General features: G+C 76.3%; 7 protein-coding genes and 1 tRNA gene. 7 read left to right on the top strand and 1 reads right to left on the bottom strand.

Annotated elements, in window-relative coordinates; genetic code table 11:
• The coding region (locus FA014_RS13140; protein ID WP_154730117.1) for an Ig-like domain-containing protein at positions 1–2,689 on the bottom strand (2,689 nt) is incomplete at its 3' end.
• 163 nt (positions 2,690–2,852) lie between these two features.
• Here FA014_RS13140 and FA014_RS13135 point away from each other — a divergent pair.
• From FA014_RS13135 to FA014_RS13105, 7 genes are all read left to right on the top strand, one after another.
• Complete coding sequence (locus FA014_RS13135; RefSeq protein WP_154730116.1) at positions 2,853–4,118, top strand: threonine/serine ThrE exporter family protein; 1,266 nt, start codon at positions 2,853–2,855, stop codon at positions 4,116–4,118.
• 76 nt (positions 4,119–4,194) lie between these two features.
• A tRNA-Ser gene (locus FA014_RS13130) sits at positions 4,195–4,283 on the top strand.
• A gap of 420 nt (positions 4,284–4,703) precedes the next feature.
• Positions 4,704–5,663, top strand: coding sequence for an L-lactate dehydrogenase (locus tag FA014_RS13125; protein ID WP_154730118.1), 960 nt, complete (start codon positions 4,704–4,706; stop codon positions 5,661–5,663).
• 12 nt (positions 5,664–5,675) lie between these two features.
• Positions 5,676–6,932, top strand: coding sequence for an SLC13 family permease (locus FA014_RS13120; RefSeq protein ID WP_154730115.1), 1,257 nt, complete (start codon positions 5,676–5,678; stop codon positions 6,930–6,932).
• 201 nt (positions 6,933–7,133) lie between these two features.
• The gene (locus tag FA014_RS13115; protein ID WP_154730114.1) at positions 7,134–10,421 is read left to right on the top strand and encodes a DUF7927 domain-containing protein; all 3,288 of its coding nucleotides are present in this window, start codon (positions 7,134–7,136) and stop codon (positions 10,419–10,421) included.
• A gap of 74 nt (positions 10,422–10,495) precedes the next feature.
• Positions 10,496–12,172: an FAD-binding dehydrogenase gene (locus FA014_RS13110; RefSeq protein WP_154730113.1), complete on the top strand. Its 1,677-nt coding sequence runs from the start codon at positions 10,496–10,498 to the stop codon at positions 12,170–12,172.
• Between the two features lie 249 nt (positions 12,173–12,421).
• On the top strand, positions 12,422–12,856 hold a 435-nt coding region (locus FA014_RS13105), incomplete at its 3' end, for a hypothetical protein (RefSeq protein ID WP_230323137.1).

Raw genomic sequence — 12,856 nt, 5'->3', positions numbered from 1 at the left:
GGCCGGGCGGCGGGAGCGGCACGACCGCGGGCGGCGCCGGCGGCGCGCTCGGGGACGGGCTGCCGCGGACCGGCACGCCGCCGGTCCCGCCGCCGGTGCCCCCGCCGTCCTCGCCGCCCGCACCGGTCACCGTCACCGTGACCACGGCGCTCGCGCACGCCGGTGAGACGTCGGCCGCGCACACCCGGTACGTGAACGCGTCCGTCCCGACGAACCCGGGGGCGGGCGTGTACACGAGCACCCCGCCCACGAGCTCGACGGACCCGTGCCCGGGTCCGGCGGTGACGTCCGGTGCCAGCACCGTGCCGCGGTCGTTCGCGGCGACGTCGATGGTCACGGGCGTGCCCTCGGGCGTCGTCGCGGCGTCGTCGACGGCCACCGGGTCGACCAGCACGATGACCAGCCCGGTGCTGCACAGCACGGGGGTCCCGTCGTCGCACACCGTGTACTGGAACAGGTCGCGACCCGCGAACCCGGGCGGGGGCGTGTACGTGGTGGTCCCGCCGGCGACGGTCACGGTCCCCCCGGCGGACGTCGGGAACGTCGAGGTGATCGCGACGGCGTCCCCGTCGGGGTCGCTCACGGCGGGGTCGCCCGCGACGGGGGTGTCGACGGTCGTCTCCAGGAACAGCGGCGGGGCGACCGGCGGCGCGTTGTCCGGCCAGACGTGCACGGTGACGACGGCCGTGGCGCAGTCGGCCGGGTCGTCGGGGGCGCACGCCTGGTAGGTGAACGCGTCGGTGCCGAGGTACCCCGGTCCCGGCGTGTAGACCACGGTGCCGGTCGCGGGGTCGACGGTCGCCAGGCCGTGGTCGGGCAGGTCCACCAGCGTGGTCGACAGCACCGCCCCGGGCGGGTCGTTGGCCAGCACGTCGATGGTGACGGGCTGGTCGACGAGCGTCGTGGTCTCGTCGTCGACCGCGAGCGGGTGCACGATCAGCGTCACCGTCGCGGGCGCGCTGCACCGCGCGGGCGTCTGGTTGTCGCAGACCCGGTAGGTGAAGGTGTCCGTGCCGACGAACCCGGCGGCCGGCAGGTACCCGAACCGTCCGCCGGGCAGCAGGACCAGGACACCGTCGGACGGTCCGGTGACGGTGCTGAACCGCAGCTGCAGGTCGGGGTCGGGGCTGCTCCCGGTCACGGCCGAGACGATCGGGCGGCCGACGACCGTCTCGCGCACGAGGTCGTCGGCGGTCGGCGGGTCGACCACGTCGGGGCCGGGCGTGACCTCGGTCGTCACCGTCTCGGAGGCGGCGGTGCCGTCGTTGTTCGAGGCGTCGGGGTCGGGGGTGGTCGCGGTGGCGCGGGCCGTGTTCACCAGCACCCCGTCCGCCGGGGCGGTCCCGGTCACGGTGAGCGTGACGGTGTCGCCGACACCCAGGGTGCCGAGCGACCAGGTGACGGTGGGCGGCGTGACCACGCCGCCGGCCGAGGCGGTGACGCCGGTGAGCGTCGCGGGCAGGTCGTCGGTGACGGTGACGCCCGCCGCGGCGTCGGGCCCGGCGTTCGTCACGTCGACCGTGTAGGTGAGCTGCCCGCCGGGGCCGACGGTCGCCGGCCCGGTCTTGGTGACCTGCACGTCGGCGGAGGCCGGAGCGGCCGGGTCGGCGCAGTCGGGCGCGGGGTACTCGGCGGGGCCGGGCACGGTCAGGTCGCGCAGGTCGACGTTGGTCACCGAGCCGGCGCCGGCGTCGGGGAAGACGGCACCGGGGACGTCGACGAAGATCGGGATGAACGAGCTGTCGCCGTCGAACCCGCCCTGCACGCTCGTGGTCCCGGTGAAGACGTACCGGCCGAACCCGGTGACCGCGCCGTCGTCGGCGAGCGTGGTCGCGGTGAGCGCCGCGGCGGGCGTCTGCCGCCAGGTGCCCTGGTTGACGAACCCGCCGCCCAGCGCGACCAGGCCGGTGCTGCTGGAGCCGCCGTTGTTCGTGAGCCCGCCGGCGGCGCTGAGCACGCACAGGTTGGTCAGCGAGCCGGAGCCGTTGACCACCAGGTCGCCGCCGAGGGTCGCGGCGCCGGCGTTCCGGAACGGCCCGTTGACGATGGTCGTGCCCGCGGCGGTCAGCGTCCCGTTGTTGGTGAGCGACACCGGGGAGTTCAGGGTCGCGCCGCCCGGCAGCGCCAGCGTCCCGTCGTTGACGATCGTCCCGGCGGCCGGGGTGAAGGCGCCGGTGACGGTCAGGGTGGCCCCCGCCCGGTTGGTCACCGTCGCGGGGCCGTTGAGCGCGAGCCCGGCGAACGTGGCGGTGCCGGCGTTGTCCAGGACGAAGCCGGCGTTCACGGCGGTCGACGGCATCGTCGCGGTGCCGCCGGGCGCCACGTACAGGGTGCCGGCGGCGTTGTTCAGGTAGGCAGGGGCGAGGGTCGCCCCGGCCGCGACGCACAGCGTCGCCCCGGCAGGCAGCGCGTTCACGCCGCCGGCCTGGGTCCCGCCGGCGAGCAGCACGACCTCGCCGGCCGCGACGTCCAGCGTGGCCCCGGACGCGGAGCCGGTCACGGTCCGGGTCGGTGCGGCGCAGTCGTCGGCGGGTGCGGCCTGCGCGGGCCCGGCGCCCGGTGCGAGCGCGCCGAGCAGCAGCCCGGCGAGCGCCGCGGCGGCCCACCGGCCCCGGGTGCGCCCGGTCGTCGCCGACCGCGCCGTCGTCGTGCCGTCCCACCGCGTGCCGCCGACCGACCTCGCCCGCACGGTGCCCCCGACGCCTCGTGCGCCGGTCCCCCGACCAGCGCGTGCGGTCACGGTACCGACCGGTGCGCCGCGCGGCGAGGCGTGGCGCGTCGGCGACCGGGCACCGCGCCACCCGGTACCGACGTCCCGCTCGCGGCCGTGCGCGGCCGTCATCATGGTGCGCGTGCCGACCCAACCCACCGACGACGAGCTCGAGCTCATCCGCCAGTCCGGCGTCGCCCTGCGCGTCGGCCGGCTGAGCCTGTCCGCCGGGACGGGGTCCTACCGGGTCAAGTCGTCGATGGCGCGGATCGCCCGCGCGATCGGCGTCGACCGGCACGAGGCGCACGTGACCCTGACCGAGATCACCACGACGTCGCACCGCGGCCCGAGCTTCCGCACCGAGGTCGCCGAGGTGCGCTCGGTCGGCATCAACGCCGACCGGCTCGCCGAGCTCGAGCACCTCGCCGGCTCGCTCGCCGCCTCCGGGCGGCGCGCCACCGTGGAGGAGGTGTCGGCCGAGCTCGACCGGATCGAGCGCAAGCGGCCGCTGTACCCCGACGCCGTCAACGCGCTGTGGGCGGCCGTCGCGTGCGCGGCCTTCGCGTTCCTCAACAACGGCGGCCCGATCGAGATGGCCGGCGCGTTCGTCGCGGCCTGGCTCGGCCAGCTGACCCGGCGGGTGCTGCTGCACCGCGGGTTCAACCAGTTCGGCGTGACGATGCTCGCCGCCGCGCTCGCCTGCCTGGCGTACCTCGGGCTGGTGTCGGTCGTGCACGGGCTCGGCGCGACCGAGGTGCGGCACGCCGCCGGGTACATCTCGGCCGTGCTGTTCCTGGTGCCCGGGTTCCCGCTGGTCACCGGCGGCCTCGACCTGGCCAAGCTGGACTTCTCCGCGGGCGTGGCCCGGCTCACCTACGCGCTGATGATCCTCACGTCCGCGGCGCTCGCGGTGTGGGGGGTGTCGATCGCGGTCGGGCTGTCCCCGGACCCCGAGGCCGCGCCGGTGCTGCACGCCGGGCTGCTGCTGGTGCTCCGCATGGTGGCGAGCTTCGTCGGCGTGCTCGGGTTCGCCCTCATGTTCAACAGCCCGTGGCGCATGGCCCTCGGCGCGGCCGTCGTCGGCATGGTCGCCAACACCGGCCGGCTGTACCTGGTGGAGGAGGTCGCGCCCCAGGCGGCGGCGGCCGCCGCCGCGCTGCTGGTCGGGCTGCTCGCCGCGGTGATCGCGCCCCGGCTCGGGGTGCCGCGGATCACCGTGTCCGTGCCGGCGGTCGTGATCATGGTGCCCGGCGTCTCCGCGTACCGCGCGGTCTTCTACCTGTCGAACGGCGACACCACCGAGGCGCTGGCCTACGGGGTGCAGGCGGGGCTCGTCGTCGTGGCCCTGTCGGTCGGGCTCGCGGTGGCGCGGATGCTCACCGACCGGGAGTGGGGCTTCGAGCACTGACGCCCCGGCGCCGGCGGGCCGCCTGCACGGGCCGCTTTGCCGGGTACCCGCGACGCCCGGTACTGTGTCGCAGTCTGGAGACGTCGCATAGCCAGGTCTAGTGCGCGACCCTGCTAAGGTCGTGAAGGGGCAACCCTTCCGTGGGTTCAAATCCCACCGTCTCCGCTTCCACGAGGGCCCGGTCATGGCGACCGGGCCCTCGTCGCGTGTCCGGCCCCTGCCCGGTCGCGCCCGGCGCGATGACCGAGGCCGCCCGCGCCCAGGTCCGGGCCCGTCCCCGGCGGCGCCGGGGGGACGGTCACGGTCACCGTCGGGACGGCGCACCGATCCCCACCCGGTTGTCGCGACCCCACCCGATCGATCGGGCGGGGCCGCGACGATCGGGTGGGGAACGGCCTACGGCTGCCGGCCCCGCCTCCGGCGATCTGGGCGGGCGGGCGGCGACCGGGGCCGTTCCCAGCGGGCCCCGTGCGGCCTAGCCTGGAGCCCGCCGGGGACGCCGGTGCACGCGCGGCGAGGGGGGCTGCTGTGGCAGGGGAGCAGGAGAGCGTCGAGGGGCTCGACCGGCAGGCGGAGGGCGGGACCGTGCCGGTCCGCCCGCCCACGGCAAAGGTGGCGGTGATCGGGGCGGGCTCGGTGGGCGCGACGCTCGCGTACGCCGTGCTCATGCGCGGCGCCGCCCGGGAGGTGGTGCTGCACGACATCGACGCCACCAAGGTGCGGGCGCAGGCGCTCGACCTCGCGCACGGCATCCAGTTCATGCCGATGGCGCACGTCGTCGGCACCGACGACATCACCGCCTGCGCGGGGTCGGACGTCGTGGTCGTGACCGCCGGGGCCAAGATGAAGCCGGGGCAGAGCCGGACGGACCTGGCCCGCGCGACGATCGGGCTGATGCGGACGATGATGCCGCGCCTGGCCGAGGTGGCGCCCGACGCGGTGTTCGTGATGGTGACCAACCCGGTCGACGTCATCACCTACGCCGCGCTCCGGTACTCCGGACTGCCGCGGGAGCAGGTCCTCGGCTCGGGCACCGTGCTCGACTCGTCGCGGTTCCGGTACCTGATCGCGCAGCACGTCGGGGTCGCGGTGCAGAACGTGCACGCGTACGTGGCCGGCGAGCACGGCGACACCGCGGTGCCGCTGTGGACCGCGGCCACGATCGGCGGGGTCCCGCTGCTGGAGCTCGACCCGCTCCCGGGCCGGGAGCCGCTGACCCGCGAGGTGCGGGACCGGATCGCGCACGACGTGGTGCACGCGGCGTACGAGATCATCGCGGGCAAGGGCGCCACCAGCTACGCCATCGGGCTGGCCGGGTCGCGGATCGTCGAGGCGGTGATCAACGACGAGCACCGGGTCATGCCGGTGTCGTCCCTGCTCGACGGGTACGGCGACCTCGGTGACGTGTGCCTGTCGGTGCCGACCGTCGTGAGCCACGCCGGGGCCGGCACGCCGCTGCGGGTGCCGCTGTCCGACGAGGAGGCCGCGGCGCTGCGGCACTCCGCCGACACCCTCCGCGAGGTCGCGCGGCCGTTCGGTCTCTGAGCGGTCGGGGACGTGTCGGACGCCGCGGTCAGCCTGCTCGTGCTGGCCGCGGCCGTCGTCCTGCTCGTCTGGAACCGGCTGCCGGCGGCGCTCGTCGCGGTGCTCACCGCCCTCGCGCTCGCGGCCACCGGGGTCCTGACGCAGCAGCAGGCGCTCGCCGGGTTCGGCGACCCGGTCGTGATCTTCATCGCCACGCTGTTCGTGCTGAGCGAGGGGCTGCAGGCCACCGGCGTCACCGCGTGGGCGGGCGACCGCCTGCTCGAGCGGGCGGGCACCTCCGGGGGCCGGGTGCTGGTGGCCGTCATGGCGCTCGCTGCTCTCACCTCGGCGCTCGTCACCCCCAACGGGGCCGCCGCCGCCGTGCTGCCGATAGCCGTGCTGGTCGCCCGTCGGGCCGGTCTCGCGACGTCCCGGCTCGCCATCCCGCTGGCGTACGCGGCGAGCGCCGGGGCCCTCCTGACGCTCAGCGGCAGCCCGGTGAACGTCATCGTCTCCGACGCGCTGGCCGAGGCGACGGGAGAGCGGTTCGGCTTCGTCGAGTTCGCCTGGCTCGGTGTGCCGCTGACGCTGGTCACGGTCGCCGTCACCGTGCTGCTGGGCGGGCGGCTGCTCCCGGACCGCGTGCCCGCGACGCCGCCGGCGGGCGCGACGGTGCACGAAGACGCGCGGTTGGGGTGGCCGGCGGCGCGCGCCGCCGCGGTGCTGGCCGCGACGATCGCCCTGCTGGCGTCCGGGGTGGTCGCGCCCGCGACCGCGGGCCTGGTCGGCGCGGTCGCGATGGTGCTGACCGGGGTCGTGCACGTGCCCCGGGCGCTGCGGGCGGTGCCCTGGGAGACGCTCGTCCTGATCGGCGGGCTGATCCCGCTGTCGGTCGCGATCGCGGAGTCCGGCGCCGCCGACCTGGTCGCGGACGTGGTGGTCGGGCTGGTGCCGGAGGGCGACGGGCGGGTGCTCCTCGTCGCCCTGTTCGTGCTGACGGTGGCGCTCGGGCAGTTCGTGTCGAACGCCGCCACCGTCCTGGTCGTGACGCCGGTGGCGCTCGCGGCCGCCGAGCACGTCGGTGTCGCGCCGCAGCCGGTGCTCATGCTGGTCGCCGCCGCCGGGGCGGCGTCGTTCCTCACCCCGGTGGCGACCCCCGCGAACATGATCGTGAAGGACCCGGCCGGCTACCGGTTCGGCGACTACTGGCGCCTGGGGTCGGTGCTCACGGTGGCCTGGCTCGTGGTGGTCGTGCTCGTCGTGCCGGTGGTCTGGCCGCTGCACCCCTGAGGCGTCATCGGTCCGTGACGCAGCAAGGGGTGTGACGCGCGTCACGTCGTGGCTAGACTCGCGCGTGCCGGCCTCCGCGGCCGCCACCCAGCCCGTGTCCCCCCGGCGCGAGCGTCATGCGGTGGTCGTCGCGCCGGTGCCCGGGCGTGCGGTGCGACGCGCGCGGGATGCAGGTGCGTGCCCAGGCCGACGGGGGGCCTCGTGACGATCGTACGGATCCGTGTCTCGGCGGTGGGACTGACCGTGCTCGCGCTGCTGGGGTGCCTGACCCTCGGGGGCCGGGCGCCCGAGGCGCAGGCGGTGGTCGCCCAGCCGACGGGGAACGAGGCCGTGATCAGCGTCCGCGCCGGCGGTGACCGCACCGGCGTCTCCGCGGTCGCGGGGCTGCCCGGTGTCGTGCTGCAGCTGTACCGCGGCGCGAACGGCGTGAACCCGGTCACCGCGACGTGGGGCACGTGCACGTCCGACGCCGACGGGGACTGCAACTTCCTCGTGCCGGACGCGCAGCGCGGAACCTCGGGGCTGTGCAGCGGGACGGGTGCCGGGGCGAACTGCGGGGCCCGGTTCTACGTCCGGCAGGTGGGCGCGCCGGTCGGGTACTTCACCAACCCGGTGCTGAGCACCGTGACGGGGGGCGCCGGGGTGGCCCGGCCCTACGAGTTCCAGACCCCGGCGGTGTACGCCGGCCAGACCACCACGTCGGGCCAGCCCGGCGGGACGGGCACGTTCATGGTGTCCCAGACGTCCAACCTGCCCACCGCGTCCGGCGGTGTGTGGCAGCAGTCGCGGAACAACCCGCTGCTGCCGGAGCAGTGCGGCCTGGACGTCGCGCTGATCCTCGACCTCTCGGGCTCCGTCGGCGGCAACCTGCCGGACCTGAAGGGCGCCGCGGACACGTTCGTCGACGCCCTGACGGGCACGCCGTCGCGGATGTCGCTGTTCTCGTTCGCCGCGCTGTCCCCGGCGGCCGGGGCGACCGCCAACTACCCGGAGCACCGGCCGGTGTCGACCACGGCGGACGCCACGGCGTTCAAGAGCCTCTACTCCGGGTGGACCGTCGGCGGCGGCACCAACTGGGACCGGGGCATCGCCGCGCCGGCCGAGGCGGCCGAGGCGTACGACCTGGCGATCCTCATCACCGACGGCAACCCGACCTACTACTCCGACCCGACGCAGGGGAACGGCAGCTACACCCGGTTCCGGGAGATCGAGAACGGCATCTTCTCCGCCAACGCGCTCAAGGCCCGGGGCACCCGCCTGCTCGCGGTCGGCGTCGGGGCGGGGGTGAGCGACGACAACGCGGCGCTGAACCTGCAGTCGGTGTCCGGCACCGTGGAGTACGCCGCGGGGAACGTCGAGGTCGCCGACTTCTACCGCACCGACTTCGACGAGGCGGGCGCCGCCCTGCGGGAGCTCGTGTTCTCCAAGTGCGCCCCGTCGCTCTCCGTCGTCAAGGCGATCGTCCCGCCGGGCGGCGGCGTCGAGGACGCCGTGCCCGCGGGCGCGGGCTGGACCTTCACCGCGGACGCGTCGCCGGCGGTCGGGGGGCTGCCGGGCACGCAGGTCACCTCGGCGGACGGCACCGGCGCGGTGAACTTCCCCGTGTCGTTCACCGGGAGCAGCACGATCACGGTCACCGAGGCGCAGCAGCCCGGCTACACCCTGCTCCCGCAGGCGGGGGCCAACGCCGTGTGCACCGCCCGGTCGCCCGACGCACCCGACGGCGCCGCGGTCCCGGTGACGAACGTGGACGACGCCGCCGACCCCGGGTTCACGTTCACGATGACGTCGAACTCCGCGGTGAGCTGCGTGATCTACAACCAGGCCCCGACCCCGCCCGCCTCGCTCGTGGTCGACAAGACCTGGGTCGTCGACGGCGAGACGTTCGCGCAGGGAGCCCAACCCTCGGACCTCACGGCCGAGCTGTGGCTCACCGTCCCCGGCCAGGCCGACCCGGTCGCCGGTGGCTGGGGCGTCCCGACCGACCTGCTGGTGGGCGACGAGGTGGGACTGGCGGAGGCCGTGTCCTTCGGGTCGCGGGACCTGTGCACGCTGGAGAGCGCCACGGTCACGGCGATCAACGGCGCCGCGGTCGGTGACACCTTCCCGTCCGAGGTGCGCCCCGCGGGCGCCGACCCGGGCGAGCCGCCGGCCGTGACGTTCTACCCGCTGACGCTCACCGCGGCGGAGACCTCGGTCGCCGTCACGAACACGGTCACCTGCGCCACGCAGCTCTCGCTGACCAAGCTCGCCCTCGGCGGGACGAGCCCGCCGACCGCGTGGGACCTCACCGCCACGGGGCCGGGTGGCACCGAGCTGGCCGGGCCGACCGGGTCGCCGGGCGTCACGGACGTGGCCGTCACCCCCGGGGCGACCTACGTGCTCGCCGAGTCGGGCGGCGCGCCGTGGTACGCGCAGGTCGACCAGCGCGGTCCGGACGCGGTCCCGGGGTCGACCGGCTCTGCCTTCTGCCGCATCCTCAGCGCGGACGGCACGCTGCTCGGCGACGTGGTGAACGGCCTGACCGGCAGCGTGGTGCCGGCGCTCGGGCAGCGCATCACCTGCGAGCTGGTGAACTACACCGCGCGGCTCGCGCTGCGCAAGGTGGTCCAGAACGCCGACGGGTCGCCCGCGCCCCCGGACGCCTGGTCGCTCACCGCCACGCCGCTCGGGCCGGACCTCCCCGCCGGGCTCGGCCCGACGACGGTCGAGGGCACCTCCGTCCCGCTCGGTGCCGTGTTCTTCGTGCGGCCCGGGACCCCGTACGCGCTGACCGAGTCGACGGCGCCCGACGCCCCCGGCGGGTACTCGCTGACGGGCGTCGAGTGCGGGGTGGGCCCGTCCCCGCGCGAGGCCACGGTGACCGTCGACGCGCTCGGGTCGATGATCTGCACCTTCACCAACGTCGCCGACCCGTCGACCTGGACCGTCGTGAAGTCCAGCGACCCGGCCTCGGGCACCACCGTGCAGCCCGGCGACGTCGTCACCTACACCCTGACCGCCTCGGACCTGGGGACCGGCGCCGCGCGGCCGACCGCCGTGACGGTCGTCGACGACCTGGCCGGGGTGCTCGGCGCGGCGTCGCTGGTGCCGGGCAGCGTCACGGCGAGCACCGGCACGGCGGCGCTGGCGGGCACGACGCTCACGTGGAGCATCCCGCTGCTGGACGACACCGCGACGCTCACCTACCAGGTCGTCGTGTCGGCCGACCCGGACGTCGCGACGCTCGTCAACCTCGTGACCGCGGACGGGGCGCAGCCCTGCCCGCCCGACGAGCCGGAGTGCCGGACGACGACCCACCCGACGCCGCCGGGGCCGGTGGACCCGGGTGCACCCGGGGAGGCGGCCGGCGGGTCGGACGTGCTCGGGCTGCCGGTGACCGGCGCCGAGGCGGGCCTGCTGCTGCTCGTCGCGGCCGCGCTCGTCGGGACGGGCGCGGCCGTGCTCGCCGCGCGTCGCCGGGGGGTGCCGCCCCGTCGGCGCGGCTGAGCGGCGCCCTCGCTAGGCTCGCCCCAGCCGGAGCCGCGACGGGGCGGCGCCGCGGGCGGCGGGGGTGCAGGCGCGTGGACGCGGACGTCATCGTGGTGGGCGGCGGCCTCGCCGGGCTCGTGGCCGCCGACGAGCTCGTGCGGGCCGGCCGGCGCGTGGTGCTCGTCGAGCAGGAGAGCCCGGCCGACCTCGGCGGACAGGCGTGGTGGTCGTTCGGCGGGATCTTCCTGGTCGGCAGCCCCATGCAGCGCAGGTTCGGCGTGCGGGACTCGCTCGACCTGGCGTGGCGGGACTGGCAGGCCTCCGCCGGCTGGGACCGGCTGGACGGCGACCTGCCCGAGGACGCGTGGGCGGTGCGCTGGGGGCGCGCCTTCGTCGAGTTCGCCGCGGGGGACGCCCTCCCGTGGCTCCACGAGCGCGGTGTCCGGTTCACGCCGGTGGTCGGGTGGGCGGAGCGCGGCGACGGGCTGCCCGGCGGGCACGGCAACTCCGTGCCGAGGTTCCACGTGCCGTGGGGGAGCGGCACCGGGATCAGCGAGCCGTTCGCGGACCGGGTGCGCGCGGCCGCGGCGGACGGGCGGCTGCTGCTGCGGTTCCGGCACCGGGTGGACGGGCTGGTGCGGACGGACGGCGCGGTCACCGGGGTGCACGGCACGGTCCTGGCCGACGACGACGCCCCGCGCGGGGTCCGGACGAACCGGGACCCGGTGCGCGACTTCACGCTGACCGCCCAGGCGGTCGTCCTGGCGACCGGCGGCATCGGGGGCGACCACGACCGGGTGCGCCGCTGGTGGCCCGACCGGCTCGGCACCCCGCCGCGCACCATGCTGACCGGGGTGCCGGCGTCGGTCGACGGCCGGATGCTCGACATCGCGGCGGCGGACGGCGTGCGCGTGGTGAACCGGGACCGGATGTGGCACTACACCGAGGGGATCGCGAACTGGGCGCCGGTGTGGCCGGGGCACGGGATCCGGATCCTGCCGGGCCCGTCCTCGCTCTGGTTCGACGCCCTCGGCCGGCGGCTGCCGCCGCCCGGGCTGCCCGGCCACGACACCGTCGGCACGCTCCGGCTGCTGCGGGCCGACCCGGACCTGCAGCCGTACGACCACTCCTGGTTCGTGCTGACGCAGCAGGTGATCGAGAAGGAGTTCGCGCTGTCCGGGTCGGAGCAGAACCCCGACATCACCCGCCGCGACTACCGGCTGCTGCTGCGCACGCGGCTGGGCCGGGGTGCGCCGGGGCCCGTCGAGGCGTTCAAGGAGCGCGGGGAGGACTTCGTCGTCGCGGGCACGCTCCGCGAGCTGGTCGCCGGGATGAACGCGCTGACCGACGAGCCCCTGCTGGACCCGGGTGCGATCGAGCGCCAGGTCCGCGAGCGGGACGCCGAGCTGGCGAACCCGTTCGGCCGGGACGCCCAGCTGCAGAGCATCCGGAACGCCCGGCGCTACCGCGGCGACCGGCTGCTGCGGGTCGCGCGGCCGCACCGGGTGCTGGACCCGGCCGCCGGCCCGCTGATCGGGGTGCGGCTGCGGGTCATCACGCGCAAGACGCTCGGCGGCATCCAGACCGACCTCGACGGCCGCGCGCTCGGGCTCGACGGCGCCCCGGTGCCCGGGCTGTACGCGGCGGGCGAGGCAGCGGGCTTCGGTGGCGGCGGCGCCCACGGGTACCGGGCGCTGGAGGGGACGTTCCTGGGCGGGTGCCTGCTGACGGGGCGGACCGCCGGGCGAGCGGTGGCGGCGGCGCTCTGACCGCACGGCGGCCGGGTGGCTGCCACCTACAGGGAGATGAGGCCGCAGGTGGTCGGCTGAGGGGACCCCTCAACGGCCCCTCGCCCGGGCGGTTGAGTGGTGCGGCCGACGTAGCGTCGACGCTGTCACGGCGGAGGTGGGACGCGACCGCCGCCGACCGCGCCCGGAGCCGTCGTCCGGGCGCGTCCCCGGGGGCCGCGCACCCTGCGGTGCCCCGGCGCCGCACGACGACGAGGGGAGTGGACGGGCATGCGGAAGCTGGTGTCGCGGGTGGTCGCGGCGGCGATCGCGCTGACGGTCGGCGGCGTGCTCGGCGCGGGCGCGCTCGGCGCGTCCAGCGCCCCGCCGACCGCGGGCCTCGACCTGCGCCCCGGCACGGGCGGCCGCGTGCCGGTCCCCGTCCCCGCCCCCGGTGGCTCCTCGACGTTCCACATCACCGCGCGCCCCGCGGACGGCGGTCCTGCGCCGCTCACGCTCGTGCTGGGCGAGGTCTCCGGCCCCGCGGGCGCGGATCTCGAGCTCACCCTGAGCGACGACACGGGCGCGGTCCTGGCCGCCGGGAGCGCGCGCGGGCTGCGCGGCGCCCAGGTGGCGCTGGGTCCGGCGGGCGACGAGCCGCTGACCGTGCACGGCACCGCGACCCTGCCGGAGTCGGCGCCCGCGGCCGCCGCCGGCGGCACGGTC

The sequence above is a fragment of the Cellulomonas hominis genome (genome assembly GCF_005239125.1).
Classification (GTDB): domain Bacteria; phylum Actinomycetota; class Actinomycetes; order Actinomycetales; family Cellulomonadaceae; genus Cellulomonas; species Cellulomonas hominis_A.
This window is presented reverse-complemented; position numbering and strand designations above follow the sequence as displayed.